The sequence below is a fragment of the Microtetraspora malaysiensis genome, from assembly GCF_050947145.1.
Taxonomy (GTDB): domain Bacteria; phylum Actinomycetota; class Actinomycetes; order Streptosporangiales; family Streptosporangiaceae; genus Microtetraspora_A; species Microtetraspora_A malaysiensis.
In genome coordinates, this window is record NZ_CP191998.1 from 5,986,667 (window position 1) to 6,005,552 (window position 18,886).

The following is an 18,886-nucleotide window of genomic DNA, read 5'->3' on the forward strand; positions in this document are numbered from 1 at the left end:
CAGGCGTGCAGTTCGGACTGGTCGACGGGGTCGTAGTCCATGCGGCGGCGGACGAACTTCTCGTCGTAGACGCAGAAGTTGCCCATGTCGTCGCGGTCGTCTCGGATCTCCTCGGGCAGCGTCACCGCCCGGGTGATCTGGTCAGTGAGCCATTGTCAGTAACTGAAGATCACGTTGTGTGACGCTGACATGGTCCAGTTGTGCTCTTGGTGGAGCAGGACGAGTGCGGCCTGAACGATCTTGCCGATGCGCCAAGGGTCGAGGCTGACCCGGCGTAGGGCCTTGAAGGTGACGGCGAGCAGGGCGTTTGCTCGCTCGCCGACTCCTCGCAGGCCGCGGAGAAGCTTGTTGTAGGTGTGCTGGTCATGGCCGAGCTTGGGTTGGCCGGCCTTCTTCTTGACGGGGACGCGTACGACGTCGGCGGCGCCTTCGTAGCCCAGGTCGGCCAGGGCCGGTAGGTCGGGGCGGACGGTGGTGAGAGCGGTGATGATCCCGTGCTGGCGGGCGCAGGTCATGTCGTGTTCGCGGCCGGGCCGGACGTCGGACACCCACAGTGGCCAACCGTCCGGGGCGGAGATGACCTGGATGTTCCCGCCGTGGTGTTTGTGCTTGCCCGACCACCACAGGTCGGCGCGGTTGGGTCCCGGTGTGGCGACCCGGTCGGTGGCGATCAGGACGCCGTCGAGGTTGACGTGGGTCAGTCCGGCCCGCTTCGCCTCCTCCAGGACATCGGTCAGGTCGGGTGCCGTGGCGGCGAGGACGTTGATGCCTTCGTGCAGGTAGCGGTAGGCGGTCGTGCGGCTGACGCCGTGATCGATCGCGAGCTGCGTGATTCGGGTGTTGTCCAGGAACCAGCGCAGGATGAGCATGGCCTGGGTGAAGCAGGTGATCGCGCGACGGCCTTTGCGGGTACCGCGACGGCGGCGTTCCTCGTGTAGGAGAGCCGCCAGGAAAAGGACGGTCTCTCGGTGGATGCTCAAGGTCGCGGTGTATGTGACACTTGTGGGCACGTGAAGCCTCTGGTTCCGGAAGTTGATCTCTAGTCAAGACCACTTCTACCAGGGGCTTTACGCTTTTTGATCATCCTGCCCGCCATCGCTCCCGCTCGTTACCCAGCGCGACAAGCCGTTACCGACAATGGCTCAGTGTCGGGATCGAGCCTCCACCATCACCGGCATGACATAGCGCACCCACCGGCGCCGCGGTGGACCGTCACGTCCACGTCTACACCCCCACCAATGCCGGCCATAGCGATCCAGTCCCATTGGAAGGGCTGCCTCCATGAGATGGAAGGGGACAAGAAGGAGCACAGACGGACACGCGCGTGTTCGAGCAGGTGTGACCCCATGGGCCAGCACACCCCGGTCAAGCGCAAGGGCCGTCGATGGGACCTCCACACCGTGGCCCCTTGCTTCCGCAGCATCAGCCAGTTTTTCGACTGCGACTCGTCCAACTGCCGGCTCTCGCGGAACACAATCAGCACACCGGGAAAGGCCGCCTGCAACTCGGCTGTCCCTTCGCGACGACCGCCGGGCGTACATGCTCCAGCTTGAACACCGGCAGAGTCCCGGCCACGGGCCTTCGTTGGACGATCTGCGATCGATTCTTCCCGCGCCCGGTCCAGCAGCACCAGATCGATCGCCGCGCCCCGCCGCACACTCGAACGAACCGGAACCCGCTCAACCGCCTCCGGCTCGATGTGATAGCAGTAGATCGCCTTCTCACACGGGCAGGTGCCATCCGCCTGCGGGCACAGCCCCTCCACGAGCGGCAGCCGGATCAGGTATGGCAGGCGAGACTGCTGATCCGGATTCCGCAGGATGACCAGCTCACGCGTCCTGCCGGTCTTCCCCAGAAGTGCCAAGACGGCGGGGACATGCGAGGGGGTCACGTCCCGTTGAGTGGTGTAACTCCAGCCGATCATGTGAGGTCGGCGAGTTGTTTCGGAACGTTGTGACTATGACGCGGCGAGCCAGGGTACGAAGGAGATTTTCATCGAGCCCGCCAGCGCTGCCGAGCCAGGCGCTGGCAGGGCGCCGGGATGCCGCCGTCCTTGCTACCAAGACCGGCGTGGAGATCACCGACGACGGCCGGCTACTCGACCTGAACGGCCGGCCCGAGTACGTGCGCCGGGCGCTCGAACGTTCGCTGCGACACTTGGGCACCGACCACGTCGACCTGTACTACCTGCACCGCATCGACCCCAAGGTGCCGATCGAGGAGACCATCGGCGCGCTGGCCGAGCTGGTTGCCGAGGGCAAGGTACGCCACATCGGCGTGTGTGAGGCGTCCGCCCACACGATCCGGCGTGCCCATGCCGTGCACCCGCTCACCGCTGTCCAGACCGAGTACTCGCTCTTCGAACGCGACATCGAAAACAACGGCGTGCTCGACACCCTGCGGGAACTGCAGATCGGACTGGTCGCCTACTCCCCGCTGGGGCGCGGCTTCCTCTCTGGCGCCATCACCAGCCCCGACGACTTCGCCGAGGACGACTGGCGCCGGACGGACCCCCGCTTCCAGAGCGAGAACTTCGACCGCAACCTCGACGTCGTCCGCGAGGTGCGCCGCATCGCCTCCGCCAAGGACGTCACGCCCTCCCAGCTGGCCCTCGCCTGGGTCCAGCACCAGGGCGCGGTCGCCATCCCGGGCACCAAGCGGCGCCGCTACCTGGAGGAGAACATCGCTGCGACCGAGGTGACCCTCTCCGCCGAGGACCTTGCCGCGATCGAGGCGGTCGCCCCGCACGGCGTGGTCACCGGCGACCGCTACGCACCCGAGTTCATGGGCACGCTCAACGGCTGAGGCCCGACCAGCGCCCCACTGCACTCCTCGCAGGCGGCAACACCCTCGCAACACAGAAACCCACACGTCTCGAAAGGCCCCATGTCCCAGTCGGGCACTCGGTCCCGTATTGCCATCGGGGATAACGTCGATCACTCTTCTCCCCGATGGGTTCGGGGCCCACAACCCGGATGTCCTGTTCCCTGGTGCGGACTGGACGACGCGCCCCGGCTACCTGGAGGTCGGGGCTCAAGACGGCCTCGTCTCCGATGCGCTGCCCGTTGGGGAACTGCGTGACCTCATGCTCGTGCTTTCCCTGAGCAACGCTCCGCACGCGCGCCGTGGGCGCCAGCATTGACCGTGAGCGCCGGCGCGCCACCGTCGTCGCGACCGCCACCGCGGTGTTGCGGACCTGAACCTTCACCCTCTACCTGGAGTCTGCCCGTGAAAGTCGTCATCTTCGGCGCGTCCGGCATGATCGGACAGGGCGTACTGCGCGCCTGTCTCGTCGACCCGGCCGTCACGCGTGTGCTGGTGGTGGTCCGCAGCCCGCTTGGCATCAGCCATCCCAAGCTGCGGGAAGTCATCCACCAGGACTTCACCGACCTGTCCGCCATCTCCGGGCAGCTGGTCGGTCTCGATGCCTGCTTCTACTGTCTCGGCATCTCATCATTCGGTTGCAGCGAGGCGGAGTACACCCGCATCACCTACGACTGCACCCTCGCTGCCGCGCGTGCCGTGTCCGCGTCCAACCCCGGATTGACCTTCACCTACGTCTCAGGAGAGGGCACCGACAGCAGCGAACGCGGCCGGACCATGTGGGCCCGCGTCAAGGGCCGCACCGAGAACGCTCTGCTGGCCATGCCGATGGACGCGTACATGTTCCGCCCCGGCTATATCCACCCCCGCCACGGAGCAGTCTCCAGGACTCCGGCGTACCGGGTGCTCTACGCCCTCACCTCCTGGCTCTACCCCCTGCTGCACCGCCTCGCTCCCCGTCACACCACAACTACCGAACACATCGGCCGCACCATGCTCGCCGTCACCCGGCCCGGAGCGGTCGAGCAGCGGATCCTGTACAGCCCGGAAATCAACCGGCTGGGCGGCGGGAGCGGGGATGCCGCGACGAAGACAGGGTGATCGACCGCCGCTTCACGGGTGCCGTAAACCCACGATCCGGCGGATCTTGCTGCCGAACGCTCCAGCGACTGCGGCTCCTCGATCCTCACGTCTACGGAGACGCTGACGCTGACCCCGCGAGACGGCTGGGGCTCCGCGAGTTCCGCGATCAACGGCTCGCGCGCCCGGGGCGTTCACGTGATCCACGGGTGGGTGTGGCGGCGCGGCCACACCCTTCCCGATGTCTTGCCATCGCGCCGAGTGCTGTTCGAGCGCCGCCTGTACGCCGGAAGGCCTCGGCGCGTGCTCGCGTCCTCTTCGTTACTCGTTCGCGTAGACCAGGTGCAGCACACCTGTGCTGAACGTCGCCGAGCTCACCAGCTTCAGCGGGACCTTGGCCGAACCCTCGAACACCCGCTGGCCGGCGCCCAGCACGACGGGGTGCACCAACAGGTGCAGCTCGTCAAGCAGCCCCTCCGCCAGCAGCGATCGCACCAGCGTCCCGCTGCCGGTGATGCCCAGGTTCTGATCGGCCTTAAGAGCGCGCAACTGGTCATACACGTCGTCGCCACCGACCACTGTGGTGTTCTCCCAGTCGGACTGGGTCAGCGTGTTCGACACCACGTACTTCTGGGTGCCGTTCATCTGCTTGGTCATCGGGTCGTTGGCGTCCGCGTTCGGCCAGTAGCCCGCGAACTCGTCGTACGTACGGCGGCCGAGCAGCATGGCGTCATTGCCGCCCATGAGCGAGCCGACCGCGTTGCCCATCTCCTCGTTGAAGTAGCCGAAGTGCCACGTGTCCGGGGCCTCGGTCACGCCGTCGAGCGAGATGAACAGGCCGGACTTGATGCTTCCCATGTCAGTGCTCCTTAGGTGTCAGGCGGGCAGGCCGTTGAGCCAGGTCCGCCACGCCTGCGGGGTGTCGGTGCTGTCTTGTGTGAAGATGTGGTGTCCCAGGAGGATCGAGCCGAAGTAGCCCCGGATGAAGCGGTAGAGCGCATCGGTTCGCCTCGGCGCGCCGCTCCCAGTGGTGCCCACGTCAGGACTCGTTCCCCTCGTCGGCCGGTAGGTCGCTGGCCGCTGTCTCGGTGGCCTTTGTGTCGTCGCTTGCGGTCTGGGGGATCGACGGGTGGACTGCCACGATGATCCGGTGCGCCCGGCCGCCGGCCGCCTTCTCGTCGTGGTACTTGGCGACCAGTCCAGTCACCGCGTTGGTGAGCTCCTCCGCGAAGGCGGCACGGTCGTGCGCCGTGGCGAACCGCACCTCCCCGTCTAGCGCGTAGGTCGCGACCCGCTTGCCGGCCTTGGTCGCCCCGGTAATGAGGGTGCCGACGTCGCGCACCAGCCGCGCGCCCACCGCCAGCAGCCAGCGCGCCGAGAGCCGGTCCGGCGACCGCGCCGGGTCCGGCTCAACCGCGGCCAGCGCCGCCGGCGAGATGACGTACGACGACGCCGTCGCCTGGAGCACCCGCTCGGTCATGTTGCCCTTGCGCCGCTCCCCGACCAGCTTGAGCAGGCCGTGCCGCTCCAGCTCCCGGAGGTGGTAGTTCACCTTCTGCCGGGGCTGCCCGACCCGGGCCGCCAGGCTGCTCGCCGAGCCAGGCCGGACCAGCTCTGCCAACAGCCGCGCCCGGAGCGGATCCAGCGTGGCTCCGGCCGCCACCGCGTCCTCAATCACCGCCACTTCCCACATGCCAAGAGCTTCTCACCGACAATTATTCTTGTCAAGACAAAATTCTCCGTCGGCCTATGCGGTTGCCTCTGTCAGACTGAGCAACGCGATCGACTTCACTGCGGTTCTGCGACTGCTCACCGCATCCCAACGCCGATGGCTGGACGAGTCACTCGCTCTCCGCCACGGCGAACACCCCAGGCGAACTGGGCTCTTCGATCTTGAGGGGGAAATGACTGGGCCTGACCGGCGCAGGCTCCGGCTGAGAGCTGCCCTGCTCGGACGATCGAGGGGCGGGAGCATCCCTTGATCACAACTGAATACGCGCCCTAGACCCGATGTTCCGGGGAGCCGGGCCGAACCGCCGGCGCCGCAGGATCCGCCGCACAGTCGCTTCGCTGACCTGGTAGCCGAGTCGGACGAGTCCACCGTGCACCCTGCGGTATCCCCAAGCCGGGTTCTCCCACGCCAACCGCGCCACCAGGTCCCGGATCTCCTTGCTCGTCCTCGGGCGGCCTGGCCGGTTCGGGTACGTCCACCACTGTCGGACCAGGCGGCGGTGAACTGCGCCGGGTTTCTTGGAGGCCGTGATGTTCCCCGGCTTTCGTGCCTGAACCGGCCTGGGCGGCCATATCGGCGCCCGGCTCGACGGCGTCGATAAGTCGATGGCGAGGGTGGAACCGGCTATGGCACGGTGTGGGGGTGGCTGAGCAGTTCTCCCTGCCGCAAAGCATGGACGAGGCGATCGCCGCGGAACGGACCGGGCATCTCCTGCTTTACCTCTATTTCTGGGGGCATCGCCCGCCCAGGGGCGGCGGCGTCGGTCCCGGCTGCCTGTCGCAATGGTGGCCGGTCACCTTCACCGAGAACGGCCGCAGCTTCGCCTCCGCTGAGCACTACATGATGGCGCACAAGGCCTGGCTGTTCAGCGACGCCCCAACCGCCGAACGAATCCTCACGGCCGGCCACCCGGGTGAGGCCAAGACGCTCGGCCGGGCCGTACGCGGCTTCGATCAGCGGGTCTGGAACGCCCACCGTTTCGACGTCGTCGTGCGCGGCAACACCGCCAAGTTCGGCCAGCACCCCGAGCTACGGCGTTACCTGCTGTCCACCAGGAACCGGGTCCTGGTCGAGGCCAGCCCGAACGACCGTATCTGGGGCATCGGCCTTGCCGCCGACGACGACCGCGCCGCCTCCCCCGCCGCCTGGCAGGGCCTCAACCTGCTCGGATTCGCGCTGATGGCGACCCGCGGCGCGCTGGAGACGGGGGCATGAGCTTCGGCACCTACGCCCGGCGCGTACGTGACCGGAATCTTCCGTACGGCGCGCGGTATTCCGCGCTGCGCTGCGCGGTCGAGCGGTATATGCCGCTGGGGTTCAACGCCACATGGGCCTACATCACCGGTCGCGCCGGCAACGTCCGCACCGACGAGGCCGCGCTCATCTGCGCCCTGGACGTATTGGAGGTCAGCCGGAAGGCCCGGCAGGCGGAGCTGGCCGAGTTCGCGTGCCGCCGCGGCGCGGACAAGAAACAACGGCACAGCCGTACGGTAATGGAGGAGGAGATTCGCTACCGATACGGCTGCCACTGGCCGGGCCCGGACGCGCACGAGGCGACGCTGCGGACCGTCACAGCGCTGTGGGACGAGCACACGCGCCTGCCGTTCCCCGACGTCCCGCCGGCCCCGAAGGGTGGCCTGGTGGAACTGGATACCTCCATCGCAGGCGTGATCTGGACCTACCTACAACGCAAAGGGAACCTGCACCCCGACCACCGGCGCCTGCTGCGGGACTGCCTGGCCGACCTTCGGGGGCTTCGCCTCAGCTTCCCCGTCTCCTCTGGTTTCTTTCGATTGCGAAAGATGGCGGAACTGATCGCGCATGACGCCCTGCCGCTGATCCGCCTCTCATGGGCGGGCGATGCCGCTCACATCGCCGAGGTCTTCCTCGCCGCCCGCGCCCAGATGACCGGCCTGCCTCACCTGCGTTCCGACGAGCAGACCCGGGCCTGGGTCAGCGACGTCATGCTTCCGGCATCCGTGGTATGGATCGCCGAGCTACACGGACGGGTCGCGGGTTTCGCCGCCCTGCGCGACGACCTGCTGGAGCACCTGTACGTCACGCCCGACGCCCAGGGAAGCGGCATCGGCACCGCGCTGCTGGACGAGACCAAGAAGGCTCGACCGGGTGGGCTCGGCCTGTGCGTGTTCCAGCAGAACACCGGCGCCCGCCGCTTCTACGAGCGCCGCCGCTTCACTCTGATGGAGGAGGGGGACGGCAGCGACAACGAGGAGAACCTGCCCGACGCCCGCTACCGGTGGCGGGGCATCGACGAACCCCGGCAGGTGGAGCCGTCCGAGCTCAACGAGAGTCTCACCTGCGCCTTCCCTGACGTGCTCGCACACGATGTCACCGCCGTGGTCAACGCCCTCCCTACCGCCAGGCACACCCCTTCTGCCTCCTTCCGCGCGATCGTGGGCGACGACAGCCTCACCATCCCGGCACGGATCTACAACCCCGAACCCGCCCCCGAGGCGCTCGGCGGTCTTTCGCCGCTCCGCCGGACGATCCTGCACTGCATCTACACCCGCCACCACGACGGCTACGTCCGCCGTCGCCACCTCCGGCAGATCATCGGCTCGCTCGAGCCATGGGTTCTCCCCTACATCGTGTACCTGATCGGGGAGTACGTCGTTGAGATCGTGACCGACATCCAGACCTCGCTCGGCGACCTCAACATCGCGGACTCCCCGGCCCACCGCGCCTTCGGGCGCTTCCTCGCCGACAACCCCGGACTCCTCGCCCTCATCGACCAGCGCGTGGCCAGCTACTGGTCCTGCTACCACCGGTGGGATTTCCCCCGGCTGGCCGACTATCCCGGACGCCTGCTCGTCACCGCCATGCGCGCCGCCGCAACCTCTGCTGGATCCGCGCCCGTACCCGGATCCACTCGCCTTCGTCGGCCACAGCCTCCACGAGCAGCGGCGACAATCCCGCAAACACCACCCTCATGAACTGGGAAAGACCATGCACGGCTCACTGCGACGCCGCAGGGCCCTCTCGTCACCACCCAATACCTGTGACAGAGCCGGAAGAGAGACCCAGAGCCGTTGGCGCTGGACAGCCCCTTCGTTCGTGGGGTCTGTCCATCCAGGGCCAAGACCCGTACGACCCCGTTCGTCGAACCCAACGGGCCATCACTCGTGGGCCTGGTTCCTGGCGCGGTGAGCGCGTCGCTGGTCCCGTAGGAATTTCTCGCTACGACCGAGGGCGGAGGGTCGCCCCCTCCTTGGAGATTTCCCGGACTCCTTCCCACGCGATAAGTCGTGTGAACTCGGACTCGTAGGTGTCGAAATCTCCTGGCTGGACGGTCGCTCACGAGTATTGAGCAGGCAGTGGCATCCGTTCGGCGGTCGCCAATCGCCCCCTCCGCTCCGGGAGAATGCAGGCATGGTTGAACAGAGCATCTGGATGCAGAAGGTCGCGGCCGACCCCGATCACTCCACCTGGTTCATTGAGCGCTTCCGTTCCATGTCTCGCGCTGGTGACGACCTCGCCGGGGAGGCCCGCCTCGTGGACGCCATGGTGCCGCGCCGCGCCCGAATCCTCGACGCCGGCTGCGGATCCGGCCGGGTCGGCGGCATGTTGGCCGAGGCCGGCCACGACGTCGTGGGCGTCGATGTCGACCCGGCTCTGATCGAGGCCGCCGAGCAGGACCACCCCGGGCCGCGCTGGATGGTCGGCGACCTGGCCGAACTCGACCTTCCTGCGCAGGGCATCACCACGCCGTTCGATGCCATCGTCTGCGCCGGGAACGTGATGACGTTCCTCGCGCCGAGCACCCGTCGTGAGGTGCTGAGACGGTTCCGTGCGCACCTCGCGCCGGAGGGCCGGGCCGCGATCGGCTTCGGCGCCGGCCGCGGCTACGAGTTCAGCGAGTTCTTTGCGGATGCGGCAGCCAGCGCGCTCGAACCCGACCTGCTGCTGTCCACCTGGGACCTGCGCCCGTTCGGGGACGACTCGAGCTTCCTGGTTGCTCTCCTCCGCCCTGCCTGACGCAGCGGCTGAGGGCGGAGGAGCGGGGACTGCGTGGAGGAGCAGCTTGCGCCTGCCTACCGTCATGCCGGCTCTTCGAAGTTAAGCGGGATCAAGGAATCCGCGGCTTCGTCGGGTGGTAGCGCAGCGGGTGCGTAACCGCTGGTTCTCGGGATTGCGGAAACCGTACGCGTCACGGGCAACTGTCTTGATCAGACGGTTGGTCCCTTCAGAGCCCGCGTTGGTGATGCCGGTCTGGATGAACGCAAGAATTGCGAGCCACCAGGTCTGGACCGTGCTCGCGAGTCGTTCGAGTTCGGGCAGGCCGGAGGCGGCGCAGCGGTCGTAGAAGCGGAACAGCCGCTCGGCGATGATGGTGCGGTCAGCATGGGTGCGCGCCAGCGCGAGCAGGTCAAGCAGGTCTTCCTTGGCGTTCCACGCGGCCAGGATGGGCGAGCCGCCCGAACGGCCGAACGCGGAGTGCTGGCCGCGTCACTCGTCCGCAGGGGTGTTTGGGCCCCGCTTCGATCAGGTGGGTCGAGGCACTGAGGCGAACTCAGAGAATGTGAACCAACGGGGCAGTTGCCGACGGAGCGCCTCGGGGCCATGTACGTCGACCACGCCGGAACCCACGGCGTCGCGCCAGCTGAGATCACCGCGCCAGACCGCGACCATATGGCGCAGGCTGGCGGTCACCGTGACCGCCACGGTATAGCCGGGGTCCACGTCACAGACGTCGGCTTCGCCGGATGTGATCACCAGCCACCAGTCGCGAGCGCGCGGGTGCACGTCCGGGAAGCTGAACAGCACCACGGTCCGGCCGACCGGGACGACGGCGTGGTCGATGCGTCGGTGCATGTCCCACAGCAGCAGTTTCGGGTCCAAGTCCATATCGCCGAGGTCGCCGATCCATCGGGTGCCCCAGACGCCGAGCGCCTCGACGACCGGCCGCAGCTCCTCGCCGGCCGGGGTAAGGACGTACCGTACTTCGTTGCCATCCGCCGCTCTCTCCACGATGCCGGCGCGCACCAGTTGCTGCATCCGCTTGGACAGCAGCGAGGGGGACATTCTCGGCACACCACGGCGCAGCTCGTTGAAATGCTGGCTCCCGGACAGCAGTTCACGCACGACGAGCAGCGTCCAGCGCTCGTCGAGCATCTCCATCGCCTTTGCGACGGGGCAGAACTGGTAGTAGGAGGAGCCCATGGATTGCAGCGTAAGCCCCGCCCCCGGCGCCTTCCAGTACAGATGTTGTACTAGGAGGCGATTTCGCCGGAACCTAGTCTCGTTTCATGAGCAATGTGATCAGCGCGGCGGAGACCGACCGCGCCTTGAAGGCGAGGCACCGGGCGATGTGGGCGCTGGGTGACTACCCGGCCGTGGCCTCGGAGATCATCCCTAATCTGGGCGCGACCCTGGTGCAGGCATGCGACGTACGGCCCGGCGACCGGGTGCTGGACATCGCGGCCGGAACGGGTAACGCCGCGATCCCGGCGGCTGCGGCTGGCGCGGAGGTCGTCGCCTGCGACCTGACGCCGGAACTGCTGGAGGCCGGACGCCGATCATCGGCTGAGCACGGCGTGGAGCTGGAGTGGCGCCAGGCTGACGCCGAGGCACTGCCGTTCGCCAACGGTGAGTTCGACACTGTGCTCTCCTGCGTCGGGATCATGTTCGCCCCGCACCATCAGGCCGCCGCTGACGAGATGCTCCGCGTCTGCCGCCCAGGCGGCACAATCGGCCTGCTCAACTGGACGCCGGAGGGGTTCATCGGGCAGATGTTCGCGGCGATGAAGCCCTACGCGTCCCCGCCGCCGCCCGGTACGCAGCCTCCGCCCCTGTGGGGGCGCCCGGAACACGTCCGCGCGCTCTTCGGCGACCAGATCACCGATGTCACGGCCGATCGACGGACCGTGCAGATCGACAGGTTCACGACACCCGAGGCATTCCGCGACTACTTCAAATCCAACTACGGCCCGACCGTCGCCGCTTACCGCGCCATCGCGAACGATCCCGACCGTGTCACCGCTCTGGACCATGACCTGGCCGCCCTCGCCCATCGCCACACTCACGACACCGGCACCACCTCCATGGCCTGGGAGTACCTGCTGCTCACCGCACGCAAGACCGAGGGGTAGCCGAAGAGGCGCTCAGCTCGTCCCAAGGTCACCGCGTGGGTTAATCAACAGCTCACGCACGTCGGCGACCAGCTCCTCCACCGAGACACCACGAAGGCGGAGGACTCCGAGACTTGATGTTGCCCCGGTCTTGTGGACATCACTATGTCCGGCGCGATATCAGTGTGTGACTTCGCTGTCCGGTCACGCCGCATCGGCAGCGAGGCAGGGGAGGGTTGTGGCCGCCGAGGGGCGACGTCATCGCATCGACCGATGGCGCTGCGGCACGGACGCGAAAGGCCGCACGCGATGGACCCGGGGGCGGATCCTCGCATCGTTTTCCGTGCTGGTCGCCGGGCTGCTGCTGTTCCACGCCGCCGTGCCGAACACCGTGGGCAACCTCGGCAGCCTTCTGGAGACCTTCCTCCCCTGGCTCGGCCTGGCCGTCCCCGTGCTGCTCTGCCTGGCGACGCTACGCCGCTCGACCACCGCGACGGTGGCCACGGCGCAGCTCGCGGCGGTCTGGATCGCCCTGTTCGGCAGGCTCGTGCTGCCCGCGGGCCGGGGGACGGCACATGACCTGATCGTGCTCCAGCACAACGTCAACGACGAGAACCCCAATCCCGCGGGCACCGCGCGGGCCCTGGTCCGCGCGGGAGCCGACCTCGCCGCCCTAGAAGAACTGACGCCTGCCGCGCTCCCCGTGTACGAGGCCGCCCGTGTTCATCCCCGTGTTCAAGAAGATACGAGTCCGGGGGCCCGTCGGTCGTCCCCGCACCCGGCCCGACGCGGTTGCCGGGGACAAGGCCTACTCGTCCCGCGGCAGCCGCGCCTACCTGCGGAAACGCCGCATTCAGGCTGTCATCCCGGAAAAGAAGGACCATGCTGCCAACCGGAGGAAGAAGGGCAGCAAGGGCGGTCGGCCCGTCAGCCACGACGCCGACCTCTACAAGGAGCGGAACACCGTCGAGCGCCTGATCAACAAGCTGAAGGCCTGGCGAGGCATCGCCACCCGCTATGACAAGACCCCTGAGAGCTACCTCGCCGGCCTCCACCTTCGCGCCGCGATGATCTGGATCAGAGACCTCACCAGGACCATCCCTTGATCACAATTGAATACGCGCCCTAGTTGCACTCCGGACACGTCTGCCCATGGGCGGTGAGGCGGGGGGACTTGCTCGATGGTCGCGATCCCTTGCCCAATCTCGCCTTCCTGAGGAGAGAGGCGGAAGCAGACCTTGAGGGTGATCGTGTGATGGCTATGATCGCAGCAGTCTTCATCCGGAGCTGGTGAGGCACTGACCGACGCCGTGAGGTATCCGTGGCCAGCAACGCACTCTTCGGCCGCCATGCCGAGCTCGAACAGCTGTCCGGCTTTCTCGACGCGGCTCGGCGGCATGGCGACGCGCGGCTGCTGTGGGGGGACCCCGGTATCGGCAAGTCCGCTCTCCTGGCCGCCGCGGCCGAGCTGGCCGTCACGGCGGGGATGCGCGTGCTGCGAGCGTCCGGGTCCGAGTTCGAAGCCGACGTCAGTTACTCCTGCCTCAATCAGCTGCTCCTGCCGGTCGAAGCCGACATCCGGCGCCTGCCGCCGGAGCTCCGGGAGGCATTGTCGGTGGCGCTGGGATTCGGCGCCGGCGCGCCCACTGACGCGCTCCTGGTCTGCAACACCGCCCTCCTGCTCGTCAAGGGGGTCGCCGCTGAGGCGCCGCTCGCCCTTCTCGTGGACGACGTCCAATGGATCGACCGGGCCAGTGCCGTCGTGCTGGGATTCGTCGCCCGCCGTCTGCAGGGCGTCCGGGCTGCGCTGCTGATCTCCGCCAGGACGGGCGCGGTGAGCTCCTCGGCGCCGCGAGGGTTGACCGAGGTGGCCGTTCAGCCACTGGATCGAGAAGCGGCAGGGCAGCTGGTCGACGTCAACTTCCCAGATATGCCGGTGCGGATCAGGAAACGGCTGCTCGACCTCGCACAGGGCAATCCGCTGGCATTGACGGAACTGCCTTCGACGTTGCTGGGCGCGCCGCATCCCGCGGTGGCGCACTCCGAGGTGGTCCCGCTCAGCGATCGGCTCCAGGCGATGTTCGCCGCGCGGATCGCTGACCTGCCGGAATCGACCAGGAGAATGCTCCTGCTGGCCACGTTCGAGGGCACCGGCGACGTCCGGGTGCTCAGGGCCGCCCTGGCGGATGAGGCCGGGCTGGCCGACCTCGCCCCCGCCGAGCGGGCACAGCTCGTACGCGTGGACGACGCCACGGCGCGGATCGCGTTCCGGCACCCACTGATCCGGTCGGCGATCGTGGCGGGGTCCACGCACGAAGAGCGCCGGAGCGCGCATGTCGCCCTCGCCGGTGCCCTGACGGGTGACCAGGAACGTCGCGCGTGGCACCTCGCCGCGGCCGCCGTCGGCCCGGACGAGACGGTGGCGGCTCTGCTTGAGGACTCAGCGCATCGCATCATGCTTCGCGGTGACGCGTTCGCCGCGGTCGCCGCGCTGATCCGCGCGGCCGAGCTGAGCGTGACGAGCGCCGATCGGGGGCGTCGGCTCTCCGAAGCCGCGTACATCGGCGCCGAGGCGAGCGGAGCCATCGACGACGCGAAGACGCTCCTGACCGATGCGCGGCGGGCGGCTCCGGATTCCACCGGCTCGCTCCACGCGGCCAACGCGGCCGCATTCCTGATGCTCAACGGGGACGGCGACGTCGCCACCGCTCACCGGCTCCTGGTCGGTGCCATCGAGACCGCGGAGCACGGCTACCGGGCCGAGGATCCCGCGCTCGTCGAGGCCATGCACACGTTGATGCTGCTGTCCTGGTACGGCAGCGCCCCGGAGTACTGGGAGCCGTTCTATCGGGCGTTGGAGAGGCTGGAGCCACGACCGCCCGACGTACTGTCGCTGGCGAGCAGGACCTTTCCTGACCCGGTCCGCACGGGGGCGGCGGCGTTGGCGAGCAGCCAGGTCATCCTCGACACTCTCGCGGACGAGACCGACCCCACGCGGATCGTGCGGGTCGGCACGGCCTCGGTCTATCTGGATCGGCTGGGTGATTGCCGCGAGTCCTCGTGGCGGCTGGTCCAGCAGGGACGGGAGGGAGGAGCGCCCCGCCGGCACCTTGGTGCCCTCATGCACCTGTGCCTGGACGACTACCTCGTCGGCCGATGGGACGAGGCCGAGGAACTCGCTCGTGAGGGACAGCAGGTCTGTGACACCAGCGGCTTCTCCTTCTTCGCGTGGTATTTCCTGTACAACAGGGCGATCCTCGCCGCCGGACGGGGACGCTTCGAGGAGGCGTACGCGCTCGCTGACGAGATCACCCACTGGGCGCTCCCGCGTGGTGTGACGGCTGCGGCCCTCTTCGCCCAGCATCCGCGCACCCTCGCAGCGCTGGGACAGGGAGATTTCGGCGCCGCCTTCCACCACGCGGCCGCGATGAGCCCGCCCGGCGCTCTCGCCTCATATGTGCCTCACTGCATGTGGGTCATGCTCGACCTCGTCGAGGCGGCGGTGCGGACCGGGCGGATGGTCGAAGCCAGGGCGCACGTCGAGGCGATGCGGGCCGCCGACGTGGCCGCATTATCGACCCGCATGACGCTGATCCAGGCGGCGGCGGAGTTTCTCGTGTTCGATGACGATGAGACGAAGGCGCGGCTGGAGTCGCTGTTGTGGGGCCACGTGGCGGAACGGTGGCTGTGGGACGCCTCCCGCGTCCGGCTCGTCCTCGGCGAGAGGCTGCGTCGTGGCAGATCGGCGTCGCAGGCGCGCCGGCATCTTCTCGTCGCGTGCGACGGCTTCGCCGCGATGGCCGCCGGGCCCTGGGTCGAGCGTGCGCAGAGCGAGCTGCGCGCCGCGGGACACCGGACGGCCGAGACATCGCCAGGCGGCCCGGTCGCCCTGACCGCGCAGGAGTTGCAGATCGCCGAGCTGGCGGCGAGCGGTCTGACCAACAAACAGATCGCGGAGCGGCTCTACCTCTCGCACCGGACGGTAGGTGCGCACCTGTACCGCATCTTTCCCAAGCTCGGCGTCACCTCTCGCGCGGGGCTCAGGGATGCGCTCTCCCCGGATTCCGAAGCCCCGCGCTGAGTTCGTCGGCCTGCGCCTCCTTGTCCTCCAGCAGCCGCTCCAGCAGGCGCCGGGTGGTGGGGTCGTCGACCCCGACCCAGCGCACCGCCTCCTGCAACGACTGGATGAGGATCCGCGCCCCCACGAGGTCCTGCGTCACGATGCCGGTGAGATCGCCGTCCTGGAACGTCTGGAAGGTGATGCGCGACCGCGCGGGCAGGTGCCGTGGGTCGTGATCTGCGGTGAACCCGAGCTGGGCGATGCGGGTCGCGAGCAGCCGCGCGCCGGCGCGGTCACGGTCGGCACAGCCGTAGAGGAACTCCACGACCGTCCGGTGCAAAGGCCCGCGGGCGAGCAGCGCGTGCTGCTCGTACTGCAACGAGGACACGACCATGCTGGCCAGTAACACGTTCAGCAGGTCAGCGACCGCTTTCAGCTCGGCCCGGTTCGACGGTGTGACCGCACCGTCGTCCAGGTCGAACAGCGCCCGGTCCCGGACCTCCCGCATGCGCAGGACGGCCGGCGGCTCTGGAGGACTCGTCACGTGTCGATGGTCGGACACGCGCCCGAGCCGCGCATCTGTCAAATGACCTAACTGCATCAGCGGTTAAGTCACCGGCCGCCGTGGGCGCTCAAGGCGGGAGTCGGATGACTGATGTGGCACGGCCGAGCGGCGCCCACAGTGGGCTGCGACGAGCTCCACCAGTGAGGAGTAACCCCATGACCATCAGCCACGGCTTCCATGCCGCCATGACCGCGCAGCCGGGCAGGGGCGACGACCTGGTCGCGGCCCTGCTCGACGCACCATCCCTGCCGAATGAGGACTGCGTCGTCTTCCTGGTCGGCCGCTCGGCCGGCGATCCGGACACCGTTTACGTCACCGAGGGCTGGGTCAGTCAGGAGGCCCACGGCAGGTTCTTCGCGAACGAGCGGGCCAAGGCGTTCGTCGCAGCCCTGCAGCCGCTGCTGGCCGGAGAGGCGCAGTACGTCGACGAGATCCCCGTCGGCGGCAAGGCCGCCCTGTGAACGAGGAGACGCCCATGCTCGATCACCGCAACATCACCACCTCCAGCCGCCAGTACTCCGGCGAGCCCGGTGTCTGGACCCGCGAGATGAACGAGTTCGGCTGGAGATCGGTCATCGGTCGCGGGGAGGTGCCCGAGGCTCGGATCTCGGTCACGGCCCGCCGTACCAGGAACGACTGGCTCGCCCGGGTGCTGCGGTCATCGCCCGGGGCCGTCCGGTGAGCGCCCACGACCGCGCCGCGTTCCTGCACGAGTTCGCGCGCGCCCCCTTCACCGTCGGCGCGGTCGCGCCGAGCGGCGAGCCGCTGGCCGACCTGATCACCGCGCCAGTGCCGCGTGACGGTGACCCGCTGGTCGTCGAGGTCGGTCCGGGCACGGGTGCGTTCACGGCGGCGATCCAGCGCCGGCTCGGCGGCCGTGGCCATCACCTGGCCATCGAGATCAACGAGCGGTTCGCGCGGCGCCTCGCCGGCCGCTATTCCCAGATCGACGTCGCAGTGGCCGACGCCCGGGATCTTCGCGAGGTGCTCGCGGAGCGCGGCCACCACCGCGCGGACGTGATCGTGAGCGGACTGCCCTGGGCGGCGTTCGCCGCGAGCCGACAGCACGACCTGCTCGATGCCCTCACCGGCGCGCTCGCCCCGCACGGCGCGTTCACCACGTTCGCGTACGCGCACACGCGGTGGGCTCCGCCTGCCCGGCGGCTACGGCGGTCCCTGGGCGGGCTGTTCGAGGAGGTCGTGGTCAGCCGGACGGTGTGGGCCAACGTGCCGCCCGCGTTCGTCTACTTCTGCCGGAGGCCTCGTGTCCCGGCCTTGGCCTTCGATTAGAGAGGTCGATCATGGCTCTGCGGCAGATGGCCCTGCCGACCGTACGATCGGCCGGCGAGGACCACCGAGCGACGCCCTTCGAGTTGTTCTTCGACCTCGTCTACGTCTTCGCGATCACGCAGCTCACCGGATCCATGGCACGCGAGCGCGATGCCGACGGCGTGTTCCGGGGCCTGCTGATGCTGGCGCTGCTGTGGGGCACCTGGTCCGGCTACACCTGGCTGGGCAACCATTCCCGGGCAGACGGGGGTCTGCTGCGGGGCGGGATGGTCGTCGCGATGGCCGCGATATTCGTGGTCGGTCTGACCATCCCGGAGGCGTGGGCCGATGGGCCGGGCGCCCTCGTGCTGGTGGGCGCCTACCTGGTGGTTCGCTGGGTGCATCTCATGGTCTTCGCCGTGGCCGCGAACGGTGACACCGGGCTGCGGCGTCAGATCGCCATCACCTGGTTGCCCATGACGGCGAGCGCGGCGCTCCTGGTGTCCGGGACGTTGCTGGGGAGCTGGACGCAGGTGCTGCTGTTCGCCGTCGCCCTGGCGGTGGACTGGGTGGGCATCTATCTCACGGCCAGGAACGGTCACTGGCGGCTGCGCAGCCCGGCGCACATGACCGAGCGGCACGGGTTGTTCCTGATCCTGGCCATCGGCGAGTCGGTCATCGCCGTCGGTGCCGGCGCCGCGGGACAGCCCGTCAGCGCGGCGCTGCTGCTCGCGGCCATCCTCGGCATCGCCGTCGCGGTGTGCCTGTGGTGGCTCTACTTCGATGTGGTGGCAGGCGCGGCAGAGCGCAGGCTCAGCGGCGTACGTGGCGAGGAGCAGGTCATCCTGGCCGTCGAGGCCTACACCTACGGGCACTTCCCCATCATCGCCGGGATCCTGCTCACCGCGCTGGGCGTCGAGGGCGTGGTCGCGCACGCCGGCGAGGGTGAGCCCTTGGGCGTGTTCTCCGCACTCGCGCTCCATGGCGGTGTCGCGCTCTACCTCGTCGGACATCTGCTGTTCAGGCTCCGGATGCAGCGCACGCTCGGCCGCCGGCGGCTGGCCGCGGCCTGCGCCGTCCTTGCCGCCGCGCCGGCCGCCGTGCTCCTCCCGCCGCTGGCCGGGCTGGCCGGCGTGGTGGCCATCCTGGCCGCTCTGATCGCCGTCGAGAGGGGCCGCCATGCGAGCAGGAATGGGCAAGGACGCGCGAGCTTCGGGGATCGTCCGCCCGCCGCAGGACTGATTACGTAGCCCCGAGGGAGGAAGGAC

18 protein-coding genes and 1 pseudogene are annotated in these 18,886 nt (G+C 68.5%); 12 read left to right on the top strand and 7 right to left on the bottom strand.

Annotation, left to right across the window (positions count from 1 at the left end; translation table 11 throughout):
• Positions 1–155 precede the first annotated feature (155 nt).
• Positions 156–1,010 (bottom strand): HARBI1 family protein, encoded by an 855-nt coding sequence (locus ACQP1V_RS28255; protein ID WP_433412438.1) that lies wholly within the window; start codon positions 1,008–1,010, stop codon positions 156–158.
• Between the two features lie 949 nt (positions 1,011–1,959).
• On the opposite strand from ACQP1V_RS28255, the gene ACQP1V_RS28260 reads away from it, so the two are divergent.
• Both ACQP1V_RS28260 and ACQP1V_RS28265 read left to right on the top strand, forming a co-directional pair.
• Positions 1,960–2,805 (top strand): aldo/keto reductase, encoded by an 846-nt coding sequence (locus ACQP1V_RS28260; RefSeq protein WP_433413102.1) that lies wholly within the window; start codon positions 1,960–1,962, stop codon positions 2,803–2,805.
• Between the two features lie 423 nt (positions 2,806–3,228).
• Complete coding sequence (locus ACQP1V_RS28265) at positions 3,229–3,924, top strand: epimerase (RefSeq protein ID WP_433413103.1); 696 nt, start codon at positions 3,229–3,231, stop codon at positions 3,922–3,924.
• Positions 3,925–4,224: 300 nt separating this feature from the next.
• On the opposite strand, the gene ACQP1V_RS28270 is transcribed toward ACQP1V_RS28265, so the two are convergent.
• From ACQP1V_RS28270 to ACQP1V_RS28280, 3 genes are read right to left on the bottom strand one after another with little or no spacing between them, the layout of a single operon-like run.
• The gene (locus ACQP1V_RS28270; protein WP_387415556.1) at positions 4,225–4,761 is read right to left on the bottom strand and encodes a dihydrofolate reductase family protein; all 537 of its coding nucleotides are present in this window, start codon (positions 4,759–4,761) and stop codon (positions 4,225–4,227) included.
• 18 nt (positions 4,762–4,779) lie between these two features.
• On the bottom strand, positions 4,780–4,941 hold the full coding sequence (locus ACQP1V_RS28275) for a hypothetical protein (protein ID WP_433413104.1): 162 nt from the start codon (positions 4,939–4,941) through the stop codon (positions 4,780–4,782).
• A gap of 1 nt (position 4,942) precedes the next feature.
• Positions 4,943–5,596, bottom strand: a complete 654-nt coding sequence (locus ACQP1V_RS28280; protein WP_387415558.1) for a winged helix-turn-helix domain-containing protein — start codon at positions 5,594–5,596, stop codon at positions 4,943–4,945.
• A 711-nt stretch (positions 5,597–6,307) separates the two neighbouring features.
• Here ACQP1V_RS28280 and ACQP1V_RS28285 point away from each other — a divergent pair.
• The 3 genes from ACQP1V_RS28285 (at position 6,308) to ACQP1V_RS28295 (ending at position 9,631) form a co-directional block, all read left to right on the top strand.
• The gene (locus tag ACQP1V_RS28285; RefSeq protein WP_433425965.1) at positions 6,308–6,850 is read left to right on the top strand and encodes an NADAR family protein; all 543 of its coding nucleotides are present in this window, start codon (positions 6,308–6,310) and stop codon (positions 6,848–6,850) included.
• Positions 6,847–8,589 (top strand): N-acetyltransferase family protein, encoded by a 1,743-nt coding sequence (locus ACQP1V_RS28290; RefSeq protein WP_433413105.1) that lies wholly within the window; start codon positions 6,847–6,849, stop codon positions 8,587–8,589. The genes ACQP1V_RS28285 and ACQP1V_RS28290 overlap by 4 nt, the downstream gene beginning before the upstream one ends.
• A 436-nt stretch (positions 8,590–9,025) precedes the next feature.
• Entirely contained in the window at positions 9,026–9,631 is a 606-nt protein-coding gene (locus ACQP1V_RS28295) for a class I SAM-dependent methyltransferase (RefSeq protein ID WP_387415564.1), read from the top strand.
• A gap of 81 nt (positions 9,632–9,712) precedes the next feature.
• Here ACQP1V_RS28295 and ACQP1V_RS28300 read toward each other — a convergent pair whose 3' ends face one another.
• Both ACQP1V_RS28300 and ACQP1V_RS28305 read right to left on the bottom strand, forming a co-directional pair.
• The gene (locus ACQP1V_RS28300; protein WP_433425967.1) at positions 9,713–10,060 is read right to left on the bottom strand and encodes a transposase; all 348 of its coding nucleotides are present in this window, start codon (positions 10,058–10,060) and stop codon (positions 9,713–9,715) included.
• A gap of 78 nt (positions 10,061–10,138) precedes the next feature.
• Positions 10,139–10,816, bottom strand: a complete 678-nt coding sequence (locus tag ACQP1V_RS28305) for a winged helix-turn-helix transcriptional regulator (RefSeq protein WP_433413106.1) — start codon at positions 10,814–10,816, stop codon at positions 10,139–10,141.
• A gap of 86 nt (positions 10,817–10,902) precedes the next feature.
• Here ACQP1V_RS28305 and ACQP1V_RS28310 point away from each other — a divergent pair, with 86 nt between their 5' ends.
• The 3 genes and pseudogenes from ACQP1V_RS28310 (at position 10,903) to ACQP1V_RS28320 (ending at position 15,805) form a co-directional block, all read left to right on the top strand.
• Positions 10,903–11,745 (top strand): class I SAM-dependent methyltransferase, encoded by an 843-nt coding sequence (locus ACQP1V_RS28310; RefSeq protein ID WP_433413107.1) that lies wholly within the window; start codon positions 10,903–10,905, stop codon positions 11,743–11,745.
• A gap of 695 nt (positions 11,746–12,440) precedes the next feature.
• Positions 12,441–12,830 (top strand): annotated as a pseudogene (locus tag ACQP1V_RS28315) (transposase); the annotation flags it as partial.
• A 215-nt stretch (positions 12,831–13,045) separates the two neighbouring features.
• Positions 13,046–15,805, top strand: a complete 2,760-nt coding sequence (locus ACQP1V_RS28320; protein ID WP_433413108.1) for an AAA family ATPase — start codon at positions 13,046–13,048, stop codon at positions 15,803–15,805.
• On the opposite strand, the gene ACQP1V_RS28325 is transcribed toward ACQP1V_RS28320, so the two are convergent.
• The gene (locus tag ACQP1V_RS28325) at positions 15,765–16,328 is read right to left on the bottom strand and encodes a ferritin-like domain-containing protein (RefSeq protein ID WP_433413109.1); all 564 of its coding nucleotides are present in this window, start codon (positions 16,326–16,328) and stop codon (positions 15,765–15,767) included. The two genes, ACQP1V_RS28320 and ACQP1V_RS28325, sit on opposite strands and share 41 nt — an antisense overlap.
• 176 nt (positions 16,329–16,504) lie before the next feature.
• On the opposite strand from ACQP1V_RS28325, the gene ACQP1V_RS28330 reads away from it, so the two are divergent.
• The 4 genes from ACQP1V_RS28330 to ACQP1V_RS28345 are packed head-to-tail and all read left to right on the top strand — an operon-like array spanning position 16,505 to position 18,868.
• Positions 16,505–16,810 (top strand): putative quinol monooxygenase, encoded by a 306-nt coding sequence (locus ACQP1V_RS28330; protein WP_433413110.1) that lies wholly within the window; start codon positions 16,505–16,507, stop codon positions 16,808–16,810.
• A gap of 14 nt (positions 16,811–16,824) precedes the next feature.
• Positions 16,825–17,031, top strand: a complete 207-nt coding sequence (locus tag ACQP1V_RS28335; RefSeq protein WP_433413111.1) for a hypothetical protein — start codon at positions 16,825–16,827, stop codon at positions 17,029–17,031.
• Positions 17,028–17,639, top strand: a complete 612-nt coding sequence (locus ACQP1V_RS28340) for a class I SAM-dependent methyltransferase (RefSeq protein ID WP_433413112.1) — start codon at positions 17,028–17,030, stop codon at positions 17,637–17,639. The genes ACQP1V_RS28335 and ACQP1V_RS28340 overlap by 4 nt, the downstream gene beginning before the upstream one ends.
• Before the next feature lie 11 nt (positions 17,640–17,650).
• A complete protein-coding gene (locus tag ACQP1V_RS28345; protein ID WP_433413113.1) occupies positions 17,651–18,868 on the top strand; it encodes a low temperature requirement protein A in 1,218 nt (405 codons plus the stop codon).
• Positions 18,869–18,886: the final 18 nt, after the last annotated feature.